Origin of the sequence: Psychroflexus longus, assembly GCF_020164595.1 — a bacterium.
Taxonomy (GTDB): domain Bacteria; phylum Bacteroidota; class Bacteroidia; order Flavobacteriales; family Flavobacteriaceae; genus Psychroflexus; species Psychroflexus longus.
The window spans coordinates 1-20,084 of the sequence record NZ_JAIQZE010000014.1 but is presented as its reverse complement, the minus strand read 5'-3'; the positions used below and the strand labels follow the sequence as shown (position 1 = coordinate 20,084).

The 20,084-nt window shown below is 35.8% G+C and carries 19 protein-coding genes and 1 pseudogene; 10 read left to right on the top strand and 10 right to left on the bottom strand.

Annotated elements, in window-relative coordinates; all coding sequences use genetic code 11:
* Positions 1-33: 33 nt before the first annotated feature.
* From LB452_RS11735 to ffh, 6 genes are all read left to right on the top strand, one after another.
* Entirely contained in the window at positions 34-555 is a 522-nt protein-coding gene (locus LB452_RS11735; protein WP_224461930.1) for an RNA polymerase sigma factor, read from the top strand.
* Positions 556-598: 43 nt separating this feature from the next.
* Positions 599-1,483 carry a FecR family protein gene (locus LB452_RS11730; RefSeq protein ID WP_224461929.1) on the top strand — a complete coding sequence of 295 codons (885 nt, stop codon included), beginning with the start codon at positions 599-601 and terminating at the stop codon, positions 1,481-1,483.
* A complete protein-coding gene (locus tag LB452_RS11725) occupies positions 1,470-3,998 on the top strand; it encodes a TonB-dependent receptor plug domain-containing protein (protein ID WP_224461928.1) in 2,529 nt (842 codons plus the stop codon). The genes LB452_RS11730 and LB452_RS11725 overlap by 14 nt, the downstream gene beginning before the upstream one ends.
* 131 nt (positions 3,999-4,129) lie before the next feature.
* Positions 4,130-4,546 carry a DUF2141 domain-containing protein gene (locus LB452_RS11720; protein WP_224461927.1) on the top strand — a complete coding sequence of 139 codons (417 nt, stop codon included), beginning with the start codon at positions 4,130-4,132 and terminating at the stop codon, positions 4,544-4,546.
* A 135-nt stretch (positions 4,547-4,681) separates the two neighbouring features.
* The gene (locus LB452_RS11715; protein WP_224461926.1) at positions 4,682-5,188 is read left to right on the top strand and encodes an inorganic diphosphatase; all 507 of its coding nucleotides are present in this window, start codon (positions 4,682-4,684) and stop codon (positions 5,186-5,188) included.
* Positions 5,189-5,302: 114 nt separating this feature from the next.
* Positions 5,303-6,631 (top strand): signal recognition particle protein, encoded by a 1,329-nt coding sequence (gene ffh / locus LB452_RS11710; RefSeq protein WP_224461925.1) that lies wholly within the window; start codon positions 5,303-5,305, stop codon positions 6,629-6,631.
* Between the two features lie 37 nt (positions 6,632-6,668).
* Here the strand turns inward: ffh and LB452_RS11705 are convergent, their stop codons facing one another.
* The 6 genes from LB452_RS11705 to LB452_RS11680 are packed head-to-tail and all read right to left on the bottom strand — an operon-like array spanning position 6,669 to position 10,715.
* The gene (locus LB452_RS11705; RefSeq protein WP_224461924.1) at positions 6,669-7,082 is read right to left on the bottom strand and encodes a YkvA family protein; all 414 of its coding nucleotides are present in this window, start codon (positions 7,080-7,082) and stop codon (positions 6,669-6,671) included.
* Positions 7,045-8,112 carry an AI-2E family transporter gene (locus LB452_RS11700; protein ID WP_224461923.1) on the bottom strand — a complete coding sequence of 356 codons (1,068 nt, stop codon included), beginning with the start codon at positions 8,110-8,112 and terminating at the stop codon, positions 7,045-7,047. The genes LB452_RS11705 and LB452_RS11700 overlap by 38 nt, the downstream gene beginning before the upstream one ends.
* A 1-nt stretch (position 8,113) precedes the next feature.
* Complete coding sequence (locus tag LB452_RS11695; protein ID WP_224461922.1) at positions 8,114-8,539, bottom strand: VOC family protein; 426 nt, start codon at positions 8,537-8,539, stop codon at positions 8,114-8,116.
* Positions 8,540-8,557: 18 nt separating this feature from the next.
* Complete coding sequence (locus tag LB452_RS11690; protein ID WP_224461921.1) at positions 8,558-9,262, bottom strand: pseudouridine synthase; 705 nt, start codon at positions 9,260-9,262, stop codon at positions 8,558-8,560.
* Between the two features lie 2 nt (positions 9,263-9,264).
* Positions 9,265-10,113, bottom strand: coding sequence for an alpha/beta fold hydrolase (locus tag LB452_RS11685; RefSeq protein ID WP_224461920.1), 849 nt, complete (start codon positions 10,111-10,113; stop codon positions 9,265-9,267).
* Between the two features lie 38 nt (positions 10,114-10,151).
* Complete coding sequence (locus LB452_RS11680) at positions 10,152-10,715, bottom strand: hypothetical protein (protein ID WP_224461919.1); 564 nt, start codon at positions 10,713-10,715, stop codon at positions 10,152-10,154.
* Between the two features lie 110 nt (positions 10,716-10,825).
* Here LB452_RS11680 and LB452_RS11675 point away from each other — a divergent pair, with 110 nt between their 5' ends.
* Both LB452_RS11675 and LB452_RS11670 read left to right on the top strand, forming a co-directional pair.
* Positions 10,826-11,458 carry a 7-carboxy-7-deazaguanine synthase QueE gene (locus LB452_RS11675; RefSeq protein ID WP_224461918.1) on the top strand — a complete coding sequence of 211 codons (633 nt, stop codon included), beginning with the start codon at positions 10,826-10,828 and terminating at the stop codon, positions 11,456-11,458.
* Positions 11,459-11,568: 110 nt separating this feature from the next.
* Positions 11,569-13,509 carry a CHRD domain-containing protein gene (locus LB452_RS11670; protein ID WP_224461917.1) on the top strand — a complete coding sequence of 647 codons (1,941 nt, stop codon included), beginning with the start codon at positions 11,569-11,571 and terminating at the stop codon, positions 13,507-13,509.
* Positions 13,510-13,560: 51 nt separating this feature from the next.
* Here the strand turns inward: LB452_RS11670 and LB452_RS11665 are convergent, their stop codons facing one another.
* Positions 13,561-14,100: a pyridoxamine 5'-phosphate oxidase family protein gene (locus tag LB452_RS11665; RefSeq protein WP_224461916.1), complete on the bottom strand. Its 540-nt coding sequence runs from the start codon at positions 14,098-14,100 to the stop codon at positions 13,561-13,563.
* 69 nt (positions 14,101-14,169) lie between these two features.
* Here LB452_RS11665 and guaA point away from each other — a divergent pair, with 69 nt between their 5' ends.
* Positions 14,170-15,699 carry a glutamine-hydrolyzing GMP synthase gene (gene guaA / locus LB452_RS11660; RefSeq protein WP_224461915.1) on the top strand — a complete coding sequence of 510 codons (1,530 nt, stop codon included), beginning with the start codon at positions 14,170-14,172 and terminating at the stop codon, positions 15,697-15,699.
* Positions 15,699-17,630, top strand: coding sequence for a LysM peptidoglycan-binding domain-containing protein (locus tag LB452_RS11655; protein ID WP_224461914.1), 1,932 nt, complete (start codon positions 15,699-15,701; stop codon positions 17,628-17,630). The genes guaA and LB452_RS11655 overlap by 1 nt, the downstream gene beginning before the upstream one ends.
* Positions 17,631-17,644: 14 nt before the next feature.
* Here the strand turns inward: LB452_RS11655 and LB452_RS11650 are convergent, their stop codons facing one another.
* The 3 genes and pseudogenes from LB452_RS11650 to LB452_RS13730 form a co-directional block, all read right to left on the bottom strand.
* Entirely contained in the window at positions 17,645-18,595 is a 951-nt protein-coding gene (locus LB452_RS11650) for an NAD(P)H-dependent flavin oxidoreductase (RefSeq protein WP_224461913.1), read from the bottom strand.
* Positions 18,596-18,604: 9 nt separating this feature from the next.
* Positions 18,605-19,798 carry a tRNA 2-thiouridine(34) synthase MnmA gene (gene mnmA / locus LB452_RS11645; protein ID WP_224461912.1) on the bottom strand — a complete coding sequence of 398 codons (1,194 nt, stop codon included), beginning with the start codon at positions 19,796-19,798 and terminating at the stop codon, positions 18,605-18,607.
* A 167-nt stretch (positions 19,799-19,965) separates the two neighbouring features.
* Positions 19,966-20,084: pseudogene (locus tag LB452_RS13730) on the bottom strand (IS30 family transposase); the annotation flags it as partial.

Below are 20,084 nucleotides of genomic sequence, written 5' to 3'. Positions count from 1 at the left end.
TTATTACTGTACAGAGTATTGCATATTTAGCCCATGGAAAAAAATCTAGTTGACAATGTCTGCGAAGAAAAAGTATATGAACGTGTTTATAACACTTACTCCGAGGTCATAAATAATTATTTTTATTACAAATTCGGCAACCAGGAAATGGCTGAAGAATCTGTGCAAGAGGCGTTTATCAAGTTATGGGAAAATTGTAAAAAAGTACCCTTTGCAAAGGCTAAATCTTATCTATACACTGTTGTCAATAACTTGTCGTTAAATAGATATAAGCATAAAAAAGTCGTGTTGAAGTATGCCAAGACTGTTCCTCAACAAACAGAGGATATGCAAAGTCCAGACTATAAAATGGAGGAAGAGGAGTTTAAAGTCAAACTAGAGAAGGCCATTCAAGATCTATCGGAAAAACAACGAACGGCCTTTTTACTTCACCGTATCGATGAAAAATCTTACAAGGAAATTGCCGAGATATTGAACATAAGTGTAAAGGCAGTTGAGAAGAGAATGCAGAAGGCTCTTGAAAGCCTTAGAGAAAAAATTGAAGCCTTTAAGTAGGGTAAGAGTCAATTGAGGTGTTTTAATTATAGAATCGAATCCTATGAAAAAAAAATACAATTTAGCCCACTGGCTTGATAATAAAATAGAAGATCAGTCCATAGAAGATGTGAGTGGGCTTGATACCCTGAAGAAAATTAAACATTATTCGAGACAATTAGAAAAGCCAGAATTCAATAAAGATAAAGTACTTGAAAATTTAAAAAGTACAAGAACAACCAAAAAGAAAAAATTCAATTGGTCTATTGCCGCTTCTATTTTAATCATTTTAGGGATTTCTTCCCTTGTCTTTATTTTATCGGTCAAAGATTTCACCTCACAAATCAATTCACAAGAAACCGTCTTATTGCCAGATGATTCAAAGGTTATTTTAGCTCAAAACAGTAAGTTTCAGTTTAATAATTGGTTCTGGAATTTTGACAGAACAACCAAACTCAACGGACAAGCCTACTTTGAAGTTGCTAAAGGAAAAACATTTACTGTAAAAACTAACTTTGGAAAAGTAAAGGTATTAGGAACTCGATTTGATGTAAAATCTAGAGATTCGATTTTTAAAGTGGTTTGCTATGAAGGTTCTGTGAAAGTGACTTTCAAGGATGAAGATAACATTCTCAAGAAAGGTCAATTCATCACCTATCAAAACGGAATTAAACTGGAGCAGAGCAATATTTACAATGAAAAACCAGAATGGATCTCAAAAACTCATCAGTTTAAAGGTGTAAGTCTCTCTGAAGTCATGCAACAGCTTGAACAAGATTATCAAATTGAAGTCGATATAACTCAAGTTTCTGAAGATAAAAGATTTTCAGGCACATTGCCTTCAGATAGTTTGTCTCTTGCTTTAGACATTTTGAGTAAAACTTATCAAATGAATTTCTCAGTCATCAACGAAAATAAATTTATTTTTGTTGATAATGATCAAGAATAAATTTAGGCTCAACTCTTTTTTTGTAGTTATTCTGATTTTAATTAGCTACAACGTACAAGCTCAATCTCAAGAAAAGATTGAGCTTATTGTATTGCTCAATGAATTTGAAGAGGACTATTCGGTTAACTTTAACTATTTATACGAAGATTTTGTAAACACTGAAGTGATAAGACCATCAAGAACCAATTCTCTTGTAGAAGCTTTAGATTTTATAAGTTATCAATTTCCATTAGAATTTACTTTTATTTCAGGAAGTAGCATTTCTGTCAATTACAATAAAACAGTTTACTGCCTCAGTTTTTTTAATGCCAGAACGAGTAAATCGATACCTGGTGTTGAAGTTATCTACGATAATCAAACTATAGGCTATTCCAACCCGATGGGTAGAATCTTTATCGATGAATCTATAAATGCCATTGAGCTTCAGTTTGCTCATCCCAACTATTACGATACTGGGGTGAAATCCTCAATTCAAAACATAGACTCCTGCAAAACGCTCTACTTGTTTCCGGAAATTGAACTTGATGAGGTATTGATTAAGGAATACCTCACCAAAGGTATTTCTCTCAATCCCGATAATAGCCTAGAGATAATCCCTCAAGAATTTGGAGTCCTTCCAGGTTTGATTAATGCAGATGTTTTGCATAGTTTGCAATATGTTCCAGGAATCGTAAATACCGATGAAACTATAGCTCAAATAAACGTTCGAGGCGGAACACATGATCAAAATCTTGTGCTTTGGAATGGCTCAAGAATGTACCAAACCGGCCATTTTTTTGGAATGATTTCGGCAATTAACCCTTTGATCAACCATGAAATCAAAGTTATCAAAAATGGAAGCTCTGCGTTTTACAATGAAGGTGTTTCTTCCGTCATTGATATTTCTTCAAGGAAGCACTCTCAAGAATATAATCACAAGCTACAGCTGGATTTTTTAAGCGCTAATGCTTCCGCTTTCCTGGAGCTGAATAGAAAATCTAATCTACAGGTGGCTTTGAGACGATCTTTGACAGATGTCTGGGAATCTCCAACCTACAATGGATTTACAGATAAAGTCTTCCAAAATACTGAAATTCAGGATCTGCTTCAGGACAATAATAATAGAATTACAACACAGCAAGAATTAAAGTTTTTTGATGTGTCACTCCAGTACGATTATGAGTTTGACTCCGGGGATCAATTAAATGTTGATGTTCTGGCCATCCAAAATGAACTCACCTTCGATGAAGTTTTAGAAACAACCCAGGAGCAAAAGCGAAACGATTTTAAACAAAGAAATTTCCTAGCCAACCTCAATTATAAAACTGACTGGAGTGATAAGCACTCCAGTTCTATAGCTTTTAATGCTTCCTTTTACGAGCTTGAAGCCTTTAATCAATCTGTGTTGTCCAGCCAGGAATTATTGCAGACCAACCAGGTTGTCGACCTTAAATTCAGTTTTAGGGATTCTTTCCAACTTTCAGATCGTTTTTATCTAAATAATGGATACCAATTTAGCGAAGTCGGAGTTAGAAACAACAACGAAGTAACTTCTCCAGAGGTCATTCTAAGAGCGAAAGATGTACTGAGAACACATTCTGGGGTTAGTGAGTTGACTTATACATCCAAAGACGAAAAATTAAGGGCTCGTGTAGGAGTTAGAGCCAATTATTACGATGGCTTTGATGAGGTGAGGTGGGAGCCAAGATTCAATTTTAGTTATCAAGCCAACCGCTATTGGCGATGGAATCTGCTTGGGGAGATCAAAAACCAAACACTTACTCAAGTCATCGATCAGCAACAGGATTTTCTTGGAGTAGAGAAAAGGCGATGGATCCTTGCTGACGAAGAAAACTTCCCAATTATAAACAATCAACAAATCGAGGCTGGTTTCAATTTTAATAAAAAAGGCTGGTTATTGCAGGGTAGTTTATATCACAAAATTGTCGAAGGCATTTCATCTGGAAGTCAGGGATTTCAAAATCAGTTGGAATTTTTACAGATCAATGGAGATTATGAAGTAACTGGAGTGGAGGTATTAGTTCAAAAGCGCATTGATAATTTCAACTTTTGGGCAAATTTTTCTGTGATGGATAACACCTATGATTTCAACAACTTCAACCCTCAGCAATTCGCCAATAATTTTGAAATTACCCAGAGCTCAGCTTTTGGCACAAGCTACACCACAGATGAATTGAAGTTATCACTCGGGGGGCGCTATTTTGCTGGAAGACCTACCACGGAGATAGATTCAGAAAACCCTATTTTAACACCAGAAACCAATCCAAGGCTTAATTTTTTAAGTCCCAATGAAAGTAATCTGGAAGATTATCTTCAAATTAATTTTACAGCTACTTATCAGTTTCAGCTTTCAAACTCTTCGATAAAGACTGGTTTTAGTATTTTGAATTTGTTCAATAGCAACAATCTTACACAGCAATTTTTTAGACTAGCCGACTCCAATACGTCTGTAGAGAATGTTAGAATCAAAAGCCTTGAGTTGACGCCCAATGCTTTTATTTCAATTCAATTTTAAAACTTGACCGTGTTTTCACTTTCTTCTGAATTTGTTACCATTCATCTTAAACATTCTACGACTCATCAAAAACTTCAGAATAAAACTAGACTTCCACTTTACTTTTGGATTGAACTTAAAACCTAAAAGTCATGAAAAATTTAGTAAGATTAGCTTTAATGCTTGTAATGTTTAGTTATCAAAATCTAACTGCTCAAGGAAAAACAACACTAATCGTAGAATTTGAAAACATTGAAAACGTATCTGGAACTTTGCATATCGGAGTTTTTGAGAAAGAAAATTTCCTTAAAAAACCAATTGTCGGGAAAAGCATTGATGTAAAAAACTCATCTCATAGGATTGAGTTCAAGGACCTGGACTATGGCGTTTATGCAGTTTCTGTTTCCCAGGATCTAAATGGCAATGGAACAATGGATGCGCAGAGCAACGGAATGCCAACGGAGCCTTGGGCAATGTCTGGAACTCCAAACCCTATGGCTCCTCCAATTTGGGAAGAAGTAAGCTTTCAATTTGATGATAAAAATAAAGCAGTAAAATTTAAGATTTAAACAACAATACATTTTCCTAAGTAAAACCTGATGAAGAAAGACTTCAGCATCAGGTTTTTATTTGTTTAATGTTGTTAGAATAGTCAAAGTTTTTCTTATTTTTGCCCTCCTTAAATTTTATATAAAAAAGTGATTATGACATTTGATGTGTTGATAGAAATTCCGAGAGGAAGTAGAAATAAATATGAGTACGATTTCGATCTAAAGCAGATTCGTTTTGATAGAATGTTACATACATCTATGATGTACCCAGCAGATTATGGTTTTGTGCCAGAAACATTGGCGCTGGATAATGATCCTATAGATGTTTTAGTACTGTTCACAAATCCAGTAGTTCCTGGGTGTGTTGCCAAAGTAAGACCTGTGGGCGTTTTGAACATGTCTGATGAAAAAGGGCCTGATGAAAAAATTATATGCGTACCTGTTGCAGATCCAATGGGGGACGAGGTTCATAAATTTTCAGATTTGAACCCTCATACGATCAAGGAAATTGAGCATTTCTTCAGAACTTATAAAGACCTTGAGAACAAAGAAGTAATTATTGGGAACTGGGGAGATGAAAAAGAAGCCCAAGAACTAGTGGACAAAGCTATTTCTAGATATAAAGAAAGCGATACAGTTACTCATAACTTTAGTTTGTAGTAACAACGCTTAACCTAAACAAAAAAGCCACTTTATTGAAGTGGCTTTTTTAGATTACAAAACATTCAAAAATAGATTTCAAATTCTTATTTTTGCTGAAATTCAGAAGAAATTATGTTCGATAGTTTAAGTGATAAGTTAGATAAAGCCTTTCATGTTTTAAAGGGGCACGGTCAGATAACAGAGGTAAATGTAGCAGAGACACTTAAAGAAGTGCGTAGAGCTCTTGTGGATGCCGACGTCAACTTTAAAACTGCCAAAGAATTTACCAATACAGTTAAAGAAAAAGCTTTAGGTCAAAACGTACTGAAAAGTCTTAAGCCTAATCAGCTTATGGTTAAGATTGTCAAAGACGAATTGACCGAGATGATGGGTGGTGATGCAGAAGGTATCGACTTATCCGGAAACCCTAGCGTCATTTTGATGTCAGGACTTCAAGGTTCTGGTAAAACCACTTTTTCTGGTAAGCTTGCAAATTTCCTTAAAACTAAAAAAACAAAGAAACCTTTACTTGTTGCCTGTGATGTATACAGACCAGCTGCAATCGATCAGTTGCATGTGGTTGGTGAGCAAATAGGAGTTGAGGTATTTTCTAACAAAGAAGAGAAAAACCCAGTTGCTATTGCAGAAGCTGCTATAGCTCACGCCAAGCAAAACGGGCATAATGTTGTTATTTTGGATACGGCTGGTCGTTTGGCTGTTGATGAGGTGATGATGAATGAAATATCTGACATCTACAAAGCTGTTCAACCTCAGGAAACTTTGTTTGTTGTAGATGCCATGACTGGTCAGGATGCAGTGAATACTGCAAAAGCCTTTAACAATGTTCTCGACTTTGATGGTGTTATTTTGACCAAACTTGATGGTGATACAAGGGGTGGTGCTGCTATTTCTATTAAATCTGTAGTCAACAAGCCTATTAAGTTCATTGGTACTGGTGAGAAAATGGATGCTATAGACGTATTCTATCCTTCAAGGATGGCAGATCGTATCTTGGGAATGGGAGATGTGGTTTCCCTTGTTGAAAGAGCTCAGGAGCAATATGATGAAGAGGAAGCCAGAAAGATTCAGAAAAAAATTGCTAAAGATAGATTTGGTTTTGATGATTTCTTGAAGCAAATTCAGCAAGTCAAGAAAATGGGTAGCATGAAGGACTTGATGGGTATGATTCCTGGTGCTGGAAAGATGATGAAAAACATGGATATAGACGATGATGCTTTCAAGCACATTGAAGCCATGATTCATTCTATGACTCCCTTAGAAAGAGAAAATCCTACTAGGATTAATGCTAGTCGTAAAAAAAGAATAAGTAAAGGTTCCGGTACTACAGTTCAGGAAGTCAATCAACTTTTGAAGCAATTTACCCAAATGAGCAAGATGATGAAAATGATGCAAGGTGGTGGTGGAAAGAAGATGATGGAGATGATGAAAAACATGCAGTAAAAGTATTAACTACAATTTTAATCTTTAGAAGAAACTACTATTCCTCAGTAGTTTCTTGTTCTATTTTCCACTCTTGGTAACTGGTTAAATCTTTCTCAATGAGTCTAATTACAAAACCAAAAACAGTCAAATCATCTAGGTAACCCACAAAAGGAATAAAATCTGGAATAAGATCTAGTGGATTGATGATATAAAGAGAAGTAAAAATAATTGCTGCCAGAGTTTTCCAAGGTGTTTCAGGATAGTTTCTTTCTTTTACATCTTTTAAGAAATGAAACATCAGCATAACCTTATCCTTATACTTTTTCCAATCCGGATGATTTACTTTCACAAAGAGTTGATCTTTTTTGTCAAGAACAACATCAATATCTGTTTCTGAAACAGATTTGATGCCATCCTTTACAAAGTTTTCATCAACTTTCTTCTCCGTTTTTCTCCCTAATACTTTCATTTAATTTCTTTTCAGCTGCAGATTCAAATTCTCCATATTCTTTTTTATAGATCATAACTATCAGTAAAAATAAGGATAATAACAATGGTCCAAAAATAAGGCCTATAAATCCAAATAAAGGAACTCCAATAATAACTCCAATTAAGGTGATCAGCGGGTGTTCATTTGCCATTTTCTTGAGAACAAGAAGTCTTACAATATTGTCTGAAGAACCCACAACAATTAGTCCATAAGCCAATACACCTATGGCTCCAAAGGTGTCACCTTGATAATACATCAACAAGGTAACTGGTATAAATCCTATCGCAGTTCCTATAAATGGAATCATAGAACCAATGGTTGTAATGACAAACCAAAACATAGCTTCAGGAACTCCAAATATCCAATACCCAATCAATGAAATTATTCCTTGAAACAGTGCCACTAAAGGAATACCAATAGCATTGGCTTTCACTTTTTTAGCAGATTCGGAGGCTATTAGCTTAAGGTTTTCTACATCTATGGGAATATAAGTTTCCATAGAGATGGTTAGTTTTTTCTCATTCAGAAGCATGTAATACAAAAGAAAATACATAATACTTATGGCAATGAAAATTTCAAAAGTGCCACCTGCAAGACCCTGAAGATTACTGGAAAGCCAGTCTGTTACTGCTGAGCTATCAATTTTATCACTGATTTTGTAACCGCTAATTTCCTCAAGCTGGACAAGCTGCGCTTTTGCCGCTTCTACCACTTTTTCAGAATTCTTTATAGCTTTGCTCACCTTTGAAGAAAGCATGAGAATAATACTGAGCACAGGAACTAAAATCAAAATAAATGAGCCTAGCATCAAAATACTTACGCTTAAAGTAGCATTCCAGCCTTTTTTTAACATTTTCTGCATTAGACCTTTCAGCAATACATAAAAAGTGATTGCTCCTAGAACTCCGGAGATGTATGGTAGAATTTCACTAAATATAAGCCATCCTAAGGATAGAATAATCAATAAGATAAAGAGTTGCCTTACTAATCTCGGCGTAAGCTTTTCCATTTTATTTAGCAAAAATTTGGCTCATATCTTTAAAGCTCTTGAATTCGAGGGCATTGCCGCTAGGATCCTTAAAGAACATTGTGGCTTGTTCTCCTGGTTTGCCTTCAAACCTGATGTAGGGTTTGATTATAAATTCAATCTTATTTTGTTTTAACCGATCAGCAAATTCGTGAAATGCCTCCCATTCTAAAACCACTCCAAAGTGAGGTACAGGGACTTCATGGCCATCAACAAGACTAAAAGCTTCTGGGTTGGGCTGATGGTTTTTGTCTTCATGAATCACAAATTGATGTCCAAAAAAATCGTAATCAACCCAATGGGTATCGCTACGCCCTTCTTTGAAATTTAAGGTGTTTGTATAAAATGCCCTGGATTTTTCTAGATTATTAACTGGGACTGCTAGGTGAAATGGGTTTAGTGAGGACATGTCAATTTGTTTTATGAGTTAGTTATTTTGATAAAGATCTTTTACTTCGTCTTTTGTAAGATGTCTGTACTTCCCTTTATCCACGTCTAAATTAATATTTTTTATTCTTGTACGTTTCAATGTCCTTACTCTATAATCTAAAGCTTCACACATTCTACGTATTTGGCGGTTGAGGCCTTGAGTCAAAATTATTTTAAAGCTTCGGTCACCTAGCCTTTCAACTTCACATTTTCTGGAAATCGTTTCCAGGATTGGAACTCCGTTTCTCATTTTGGTAATAAACTCATCTGTAATTTGCTTATCCACAGTTACTAGGTATTCTTTGTCGTGGTAGTGTCGGGCTCTGAGGATTTGGTTGACAATCTCTCCATCGTTTGTCATAAGAATTAGGCCTTCACTCATCTTATCTAAACGACCTATTGGAAAAAGTCGAGTTGGATAATTGACAAAATCGACGATGTTGTTCTTTTCAACTCTAGAATTTGTTGTGCAAACGACCCCTTTTGGCTTATTGACTGCCAAATAAACTTTTTCTTCTGTTTCAAATTCCACTAGATTCCCATCAACAAATACCTGATCGCCAGGATTTACCTTAGTACCCATTTCAATAAAGTTACCATTGATAGTGACTCTGCCTTGTTCAAGAAGTTTATCGGCTTCTCTTCTGGAGCAAAATCCAGCCTGACTTAAGTACTTATTTATGCGAATTCCGTTTTCACTCATTTCTATTGCTTTAAGAACTTTAAAATTTCTTCATGAATACCAACTTTGTTAAGAGAATGACCAGCGCCTTCTGTTATTTTAAGTACAGAATGCTTTAGGTTCTCATGTATCGCCTTAGCTGCTGAAACTGGAGCAACCTTATCATATTCATCATGAATGATCAAGGCTTCCTTTTCAATGTTCTTCGAAAAGTCAGCGATTGAAAACTCATCAAAGTGATAATCAAATTTCTTTTTAAAAAAATTATCTAGTGCAAGCATGAATTTATCACTCAAGCGGAGTATGCGTTTGTAATCACTCATTATGTCTGTCATTTCTGAAGGTGCTCCCAGTAAAACCATCTTTTCCAGAAAAGGACTTTGCTTTAAATATTGGTTGTAAACTATGGTCATAGCTCCAACGCTATGGCCTATAATGAACTCTGGTCGATATAACTTCAATAGGCGGTCAAGACATCTTGAATACATTGGAACACTTAATACCTTTCCATCAGAATATCCATGGGCAGGACCATCGAAGGCAATGATGTTGTAACCCTCTTTTTGCAAGCGTTGGATCAAGTCCTTCCACCTAAAAGAATTGCTGTCCCAGCCGTGAATTAGAACCACTGTTTTGCCTTCCCCTTTCCAGTGATAAATTTGAACTTTATTGGATTCTAATTCAATAGAGGTTGCTTTAGCTTTGTTTAGAAAAGTCTCTTGCTCAGGCTTTACTTTTCCTTTTCTTGGAGAGGAGAAAAGCTTATAGGCCTTTAAGACAGCTTTTTCAGGATTTATCCTGAAAAGTGAATTCAACCTTAATCCTATAATTTTCGGTAAATACTTATTGACGATTTTTTTTGAAGCTTTCATAGTAAAGAAAAATTATAGGATGATAGTAATACAAGGCACTACAAGTTTGGCTCTTCAAACCTTATCCAGAAATATTTAAAAGGAGCCTCATCTGGAATTTGATTGGCCTCAATTTTAATTTCTGAATCAAACTTTAGCTTGCTTGGTAAATGTTTTTTATCAATGACAATGTAAGCGCCTATCTCATCAATACTTAATATAACACTATTGATACTATTTTGAATATTATCAATTTTATAATTTTCGTAGATCGTTTTGAAATTACTATCAATACTCAAGCCTTTTTTTGTCCTGTATTTTGGATCTAAAATTTGAACTTCATTAATGGTAACTAAAGAGTCGTTTTGATAATTAGGTTCAATCACTAAGGATATGTTTCCCTCTTTATTGAAAACTTCTATTTCACTGACTTTATTGAATTTGGATTCCAAATCAAATTCAGCAATAGAATCGTTAATCAAAATCGTATTGACCTCGCTTACTTTAGTAGAAGGAGATAGAAGGCCCAGCTTATTTTTTGCAATAATCGTTTCAGAATCTGAAGTATTACAGCTTGTTGCGAGGATCAACAAGAAAATGGAAGTAATAGGTATGAGCTTCATGATAATTTTTTTCAAAAATAAATAAAGTCGCCAACATGAAAGCATGCTTTCTGCTATATAAGTTTAGAATTATGTTTTAATTCAAATTATGCTTTCAGTATCTTTGCAACATGCAAAATGAGAATATAGAAAAACTTGTACGTAAAGGTATTATGCTTCCCCTTATGGAAGAATTTTACACCATACAAGGCGAGGGATATCATACAGGAACAGCAGCCTATTTTATTAGGATTGGAGGATGTGATGTTGGTTGTCACTGGTGCGATGTAAAAGAAAGCTGGGATCCAGAAAAACATCCACCTACTCAAATTGGTTCTATCATAGAAAATGCTAAAAAATATAGTAATACGATTGTTATCACTGGAGGTGAACCTTTAACCTGGGACATGTCTTTGTTAACTGAAGGTTTGAAAGCAAACGGATTGAACATTCATATAGAAACCTCTGGGGCTTATGATATGACTGGTGTCTGGGATTGGATTTGCTTGTCACCAAAAAAAATAAAACTACCAAAACCTGAGATTTATCCACGAGTAGACGAACTCAAAGTAATTATCTACAATAAAAGCGATTTTAAATTTGCTGAAGAACAAGCAGCACAAGTTTCAGAAGATTGTGAGTTATTTCTTCAGCCTGAATGGAGTGTTAGAGAAAAAATGACGCCTCAAATTGTTGAATATGTGATGAAATATCCAAAATGGCGTATTTCTCTTCAAACTCATAAATACTTAAATATACCTTAAAGCATCGTCGTTTTAGTTAATAAGTGTTAATAGTGAACTTTTATAACATAAATTTTAAAACCGTAGCTTTCTTCTTTTCGTAACTATGTCAAACAACAAAATATATACTTATGAAAAGATTAAAAAATTTTACTCTATTATTTATTCTAGGGTTACTAGTGGCATCATGTGATAATGATGATAGTTTAAATCCTGTGACAGATCCTGTCTTAGATAATATTAGATATGATCTGGATGAAAGATCAGAATCCGGTGTCAGTGGTGATGCTGTTTTTAATGAACAAGCTGACGGCTCTGTTCAACTTATTCTTGAAGTTGAAGGAACTTCAGCTGGAAATATGCACCCAGCCCATATCCATATGAATTCTGCTGTAGAGGGCGGAAGTATCATTGTATCCTTGGAGCCTGTTGACGGAGAAACTGGTTTAAGTATTACAACATTTACATCCTTGGATGATGGTACACCTATAAGTTTTGAAGATATCTCTGAACTTGATGCTTATATCAACGTACATTTAAGTGCTAATGATTTAGGCACTATTGTAGCTCAAGGAGACATTGGTCAAAACGAATTGACTGGTGAATCCAAAAGTTATGATCTTGAGGAAAGAGCAGTACCTGGAATTGCTGGGTCTGTCCTATTTGAAGAGCGTATGAGTGGTGAAGCATTAGCTACAATTAGTCTGGGAGGAACTCCAGATGGTGGAATGCATCCAGCGCATATTCACATGAATTCAGCTGTAGAAGGTGGAGGTATACTTTATACTTTTAACCCAGTTAATGGAACAACAGGAATGAGTCAATCCAATGTAGCGACTTTGGATGATGGTTCTGAGTTTGTTTATGCTGACATATTAGAAGTAGACGGTTATGTCAATGTACATTTAAGTGCAGATGATTTAGGTACTATTGTAGCTCAGGGTGACATTGGTCAAAATGAATTGACAGGTGAGTCTAAAAGCTATGAACTTGAAGAAAGAGCAGTGCCTGGGATTAGTGGTTCTGTCCTTTTTGAAGAGCGTATGAGTGGAGAAGCATTAGCAACAATTAGTCTGGAAGGAACTCCAGATGGAGGCGAGCATCCAGCACACATTCATATGAATACTGCAGTAGAAGGCGGAGCTATACTTTATACTTTTAACCCAGTTAATGGAACAACAGGAATGAGTCAATCCAATGTAGCAACTTTGGATGATGGAACTGCTTTTGTATATGCTGATGTTCTAGAAGTAGACGGCTATGTAAATGTACATTTAAGCGCAGATGATTTAGGAACTATTGTTGCTCAAGGAGATATCGGTCAAAATGAATTGACTGGTGAATCTAAAAACTATGAACTTGAAGAAAGAGCCGTACCTGGGATAAGTGGTTCTGTCCTTTTCGAGGAGCGTTTGAACGGTGAAGCATTAGCTACAATTAGTCTGGAAGGAACTCCTGATGGCGGTGAGCACCCAGCTCATATTCATATGAATACCGCAGTAGAAGGTGGAGGTATACTTTATACTTTTAACCCAGTAAACGGAACAACAGGAATGAGTCAATCCAACGTAGCTGCTTTAGATGATGAAACAGAATTTGGTTATGCTGATGTTTTAGGGGTAGACGGTTATGTCAATGTACATTTAAGTGCAGATGATTTAGGAACTATTGTAGCTCAGGGAGATATTGGTCAAAATGAATTGACTGGTGAATCTAAAAGTTATGTTTTAGAAGAAAAGGATGTTACAGGAATCAATGGAACTGTTCTTTTTGAAGAACGTTTGAATGGTGAAGCTTTAGCTACAATTAGTCTAGTAGGAACTCCAGATGGTGGCGAGCACCCAGCACACATTCACGCTAATTCAGCATCTGAAGGTGGTGGCATTATTTATACCTTTATTCCTGTTGATGGAACAACAGGTATGAGTATGTCTAACGTCGCAGCTTTAGATGATAATACAGAATTTGGATATGCTGATGTTTTAGAAGTTAACGGTTACGTTAATGTTCACCTAAGCGCAGCAGAATTAGCAACTATTGTAGCTCAAGGCGACATAGGTGCTAATGAATAAGACTATTAATTTTAATGTTGAAATTTAAAAGCGACCCTCGGGTCGCTTTTTTTATGGATTGAGAAATTGTCCTTCCCAATTATTTGACTTGTCAAACCTCGCACGAATGTGATTTGGTCGTTTAAGTTCGAGATACTCCATGCTTTCAGGAACCAGTTTGAGTAAACAGAAATGATGTTCGTCCTCATTATATCCTACATGATCTGGATTATCAATTGGGGTCCCAGGCGGATTTTTGGTGATAAAGTCTTTTTGAGAGTTACCTTGAACTCTGCTCCAGTGGTAGTCGTACTCTTCACCGGACTTTATCATTTTCATTTTACCCTCAACTTTGACTTGTAGTAGTTTTTTGTGATTGTAAAATAAAAGACTTGAATTAGGATTGTCTTCGAAGTGACTTATTTTTTCGCTTCTCCCGTCTGTGTAGATTATTAAATCAAAGTCTGCTGTTGTGTCTCTTAGAACAACAGTTCTTTGAATAGGAATATTATCTTCAATACTAGCAAGACTAGGGTAGCGGAAAGCGTGTTTTTTTTTAAGGTAACCGAACTTTACTTCGTTTTTTAAATCTTTAAAAATTTGGTCTAGCATTTTTGTTTAAAAGTAAAAAAAGAGAGCCTAAACAGAAGCCTGTTTTATCGCAAATTTATACTTTTGTCTATGCAAAAAAATGTCCTTATTCTCGATTTTGGATCCCAGTATACTCAGCTCATTGCCAGACGAGTTCGTGAACTTAATATTTACTGTGAAATCCATCCTTTCAATAAATTACCTGAAGATTTATCTGTTTTTAAAGCAGCGATTCTCTCAGGAAGTCCTTTCTCCTGTAGAAATCCAGAAGCTCCAAAGCCTGATCTTACGAAGATCAAAGGTAAAATTCCTCTTTTAGGAGTTTGTTTCGGAGCTCAGTTCATGGCTCACAATTACGGTGGGAAAGTGGATAGCTCAAACACACGTGAATTTGGTAGAGCAAATCTTTCTTTTATAAAAGATGGTGAATTGTTCTTTAAAAACATATTGGAACAATCACAAGTGTGGATGTCGCATAGCGACAGCATCAAAGATCTTCCAGAACATTTTACAAGAATTGCAAGCACTGCTGATGTTCTAAATGCAGCTTATAAAATTGATGGAGAAGACACTTACGGGATTCAGTTTCATCCTGAAGTTTACCATTCAACCGACGGTGCTCAATTGTTGGAAAATTTCCTTGTTAAGATTGCACAAGTACCTCAATCCTGGACGCCGTCTGCTTTTGTAGACATGACCGTATCAGAATTAAAAGAAAAGATAGGGACTGATAAAGTCATTTTGGGCTTAAGCGGAGGAGTTGATTCCACGGTTGCGGCCACGCTTCTTCATAAAGCCATTGGAAAAAACCTTCACTGTATTTTTGTCAACAATGGTTTATTAAGGAAAAATGAATTTGACTCTGTTCTGGATCAATATAAAGATATGGGGCTTAATGTGAAAGGTGTTGATGCTACAGACCGGTTTATGGATGCTTTAAAAGGCATTTCGGACCCTGAGAAAAAACGTAAAGCAATTGGAAATTCTTTTATTGAAGTGTTTGATGATGAGTCCTCATTGGTAGAAGATGCCACCTTCCTAGCTCAAGGTACCATTTATCCAGATGTTATTGAATCTATTTCTGTCAACGGGCCTTCCGCTACCATAAAATCTCACCACAATGTTGGTGGACTACCAGATTTTATGAAATTAAAGGTCGTTGAACCTTTAAGGATGCTTTTTAAAGATGAGGTGAGGCGTGTAGGAGCTGAGATGGGTATTGATCAAAAACTTCTTGGTAGGCATCCATTTCCAGGACCAGGCTTAGCCATCAGAATCCTTGGTGACATTACTTTAGAAAAAGTAAGGGTTCTACAAGAAGTAGATGCTATATTCATAGATGCTTTGAGAGAATGGCATCTCTATGATAAAGTATGGCAGGCTGGAGCTATACTTCTTCCTGTAGATTCCGTCGGTGTCATGGGAGATGAGCGGACTTACGAAAAAGTTGTAGCTTTAAGAGCTGTAGAATCCACAGATGGTATGACGGCAGATTGGGTAGACTTGCCACATAAGTTTTTACAAAAAGTCTCCAATCAAATAATAAATCGAGTTAAAGGCGTTAATAGAGTAGTATATGATATCAGCTCAAAGCCACCAGCAACTATAGAATGGGAATAATGAAAAAGTTTTTTTTAAGTACAGTTTTACTACTCTTTGTTTTTAGTCTCAGTGCTCAAGACCTAAAAAGCTATCAAGCAGGGACAAATGAAAGTTTGGAGGATGTTGCTTCCAGATTTCAAGTGGATATTGCTACTTTAAAAAGATTAAATCCTAATGTAAAAAACATAAGAGATATATCTGGTAAACTTTTGGTAGTCCCTTCGGTTCGAAATTTTGAGCTGAATCCTAGAATTCAGCTTATAGCTTATGAAGTAAGTCCCAAAGAAACTCTTTACAGCATTTCTAAATCTTATAACCTCAAGGTAAACGACCTTAGGAAGTACAATCCTTTTCTTTATGAACGAGAACTGGATTACAATGATGTTATAAGAGTACCAACTTATGAGCTTAAGGATAAGGACCTGGATATCAATCAAAGTGTTAAAAACTCAGAGTTTAGCACGTTGATGCACCTGGTACTTCCAAAAGAAACTAAATACGGAATATCAAAAAAATACGGGCTAACCGTTAAAGAACTGGAAGATTTAAATTCCGGTATAAATGAAAAAGAGATACAACCCGGTCAATTTTTGAAAATTAAAAGGCCTATTGATACAGCATCGACTTCCAGAATTACTAAAAATCAAAACTATGCTTTCCTCAAAATAGATTCTAAAAATTCAATTGAATCTATTTCTGAAAATTATGACGTTACAGAACAACAGTTGATCCAATCGAATCCTTCCTTAAAATTTGAGGGGATCAGTGAAGGACTTGTTTTGAAAATCCCTCAAACTGAAGAAATAGATTATTCTAAATATGAAGCTTTTACTTTGGAAGATAAGCTTAAATATTTCGATACAAAAAAAATTGCTGTGATGCTTCCCTTAAATTTGGAACGCACAGAAATTGATACAATTACAACGAAATCTTTAATCAAGGATAGTGGCTTGCTTAGAATTTCTCTTGACTTTTACGAGGGAATCCAAATGGCAATTGATTCTGCTCAGGCTAAAGGCATCACTGTGAACCTAGATGTTTACGACACTAGAAATGATCCGTATCATGTGAATCAATTGCTGAATGAAAATTTTAAAAATTACCAAGCTGTAGTTGGACCACTTTTAGATCCAAGTCTAAAAGTTGTTGCAAATTATCTTGAGAGAGATAGTGTACCCGTTATTTCACCACTTGTCAATCCAAATTTTGAATTTGAAAATCTTTTCAACACTTTACCCAAAGATGAGGAGATGCAAGAAGTGCTTATTACCTATTTACAAAAGATTCATACTGATGAAAATTTAGTTATTCTCTCAGATAGTATTTCAAAACCAGTACAAAGAAAATATACTTACACCTTTCCAGATATTAATATTGCAAGTCAAAAGGGAAGTAATGGTTACTTGAAAAAATCTGACTTACGTCCACATTTAGATTCTCTTGGTACCAATTGGTTTATTTTAGAAGCACAAAATATAGGAATTGCAGAATCTACTGTTTCGTTTCTAAAATCTTTTCAAAGGGATGGTTTTGACATTAGATTATTTACTTCAAAAAGAGGAGCTTTTTACGATGATGAGATTTCAAATTATTATCTGAGTGACCTCAAGTTCACATTTCCTTCTATATCCAAAACACAACTTATTACAGGGGATCAAAAGCATAATAACAGCTTTCTGCAAAAACACGGAGTCTATCCCAATAAATACGTGATAAGAGGTTATGACGTTATGATGGATTTACTTTTGAGGCTGTCTTATGCAGAAACTCTCCAAGCTTCTACAGAAATAAAAGGCTTTACGGAGTATGCTGAGAATAAATTTAGTTACAAGAAAAAGGAGTTTACTAAAGGATATGAAAACGACGCTATTTACCTTCTACAATATCAGAAAGGTCTTGAGATAAAGTCATTAAATTTAGTAGATTTTCTAGCTCTGGATGCTAACTAAGCCTTAGATAAGATTTAGAATTCAATGGCACTGGCTTCAATCTTTGCAGCTTCAAATTCAGCAATAAGATTTTCCATAATTTTTTTAGCGGGTAGGATTTCATTTATTAATCCAGAAATTTGCCCTATTTCAAGTTCGCCTTCTTCAAGGTCACCTTCAAACATTCCTTTTTTGGCTCTTGCTCTACCCAATAAATCCTGAAGATCTTCTATAGTTGGTGAAGTCGAGTACAATTTTTCGATGTCCTGATAGAATTTGTTTTTCAGCATCCGCACCGGAGCCAACTCCTTTAAAGTAAGTCTGGTATCACCTTCCTGAGCTTTGATGACTTCTTTTTTGAAATTTATATGCGAAGAGCCTTCTTCACTGGCCACAAAACGAGTTCCTATCTGTGCAGCATCTGCACCAAGAATCATAGCAGCAAGAATTCCAGAACCCGAAGCAATGCCTCCAGCAGCTATAAGGGGAATGGTCAATTCTTTCTTAACCATAGGGATAAGTGTGAATGTAGTAGTTTCTTCGCGACCGTTGTGTCCACCCGCTTCAAAACCTTCCGCTACAACTGCGTCTACTCCAGCTTCCTGAGATTTCAAAGCAAATTTCACGCTACTTACCACGTGAACTACTTTTATATTATGGGATTTTAGATGAGGTGTCCAGGTTTTGGGATTTCCTGCGGAGGTGAATACAATCGGGACTTTTTCTTCAATGATGATTTCCATGATTTTATCCAAATCAGGATAAAGCATAGGAACATTTACTGCAAATGGCTTTGAAGTAGCTTTTTTGCATTTTTGAATATGCTCACGTAACACATCCGGATACATAGACCCAGCGCCAATAATACCAAGTCCGCCGGCTTCACTAACTTCACTTGCCAATTTCCATCCACTTGCCCAAATCATCCCTGCCTGGATGATTGGATATTTTACATTGAATAACTTTGTAATTCTGTTTGCTTTCATTAACTAGTTTTATGCGATTACACCGGAACCGATGAGTTCATCCTCATTGTACCAGGCTACAAATTGACCTTCGGAAATAGCTGTTTGTTCTTTTTCGAAAATGACATAAAGTTCATTTGCCATTTGGTAAAGTTTAGCTTTTTCTAAAGGCTGTCTGTATCGGATTCTAGCTTTTACATCCATAGTTTCTCCTTCACTTAAGCTCAAGTCAGGTCGAATCCAGTGCACTTCAGAATTATCAACCCACAAGCCTTTTTTATGAAGCCCGGGATGATTTTTACCTTGTCCGGTATATAAAATGTTGTTTTCAACATCGGTGTCAATGACAAAAAGAGGCTTCTTGGTTCCACCGATAGCCAGACCTTTTCTTTGCCCTTTAGTGAAAAAGTGAGCACCATCGTGAGAGCCAAGGACTTTCCCGAATTCTGGTTTTAAATTAAGTTTTTTACTGTCTCTTTTCAGCTGAGTTATCAACTCTGAATTTGTCTCTGCTTCACTAATGTTTGAGAAAACTTCATGTGAAGAATCAATTTCTATAACTTGACCTTTTTTGGGTTGAAGCTTTTGCTGAAGAAAATCTGGAAGTTTCACCTTGCCAATAAAACAAAGTCCTTGCGAATCTTTTTTGTCTGCAGTGATTAAATCTTGCTCCTTAGCAATTTGTCTTACTTCAGATTTTTGAAGTTCACCAACGGGGAAAAGAGTTTTTTCTAATTGTTGTTGAGAAACCTGACATAAGAAATAGGATTGATCTTTGTTTTGATCCTTACCTGCTAACAATCTGTATATAGTTTTACCGTCCTTTTCAACTCTGTCTTTTCTGCAGTAATGACCCGTTGCCACATAGTCAGCACCCAGTGAAGTAGCAATATCCATAAAAACATCAAATTTGATTTCTCTATTGCAAAGTACGTCCGGATTTGGTGTTCTGCCTTTTTCGTATTCAGCAAACATATAGTCTACTATACGCTCTTTATATTGCTTGCTTAGATCAACTGTTTGAAAAGGTATGCCTAGTTTTTCTGCTACTAACATAGCATCATTACTGTCTTCCAGCCAAGGACACTCATCACTAATTGTAACAGAATCATCGTGCCAGTTCTTCATAAAAAGGCCTATCACTTCATATCCCTGTTCCTTGCATAAATAGGCAGTCACACTAGAATCCACACCACCACTTAATCCTACAACAACTCTTTTCATTTTTAAAATATTAAAATGCAAAAATACGAAAACTTGAACAGAGTTCTATTAATAGGAGTGCCATCATAATTGGTATTCTAATTTTGTTTAATACTATTTAACTTTACTTAAACACAACTACCTGTTTCAGTAACTATCTTCGAGGAAAAAATTATGAAAAGCTGTGTTCAACCCATTAGTGCAACACACTTGTTTTTTAGTTCTTCAATAGGGTTATTATAATTAAACTTTCTAATCGGTCTGTAATTTAGTAATCTTTCTACTTCTTTTATTCTTTGTTCTGATA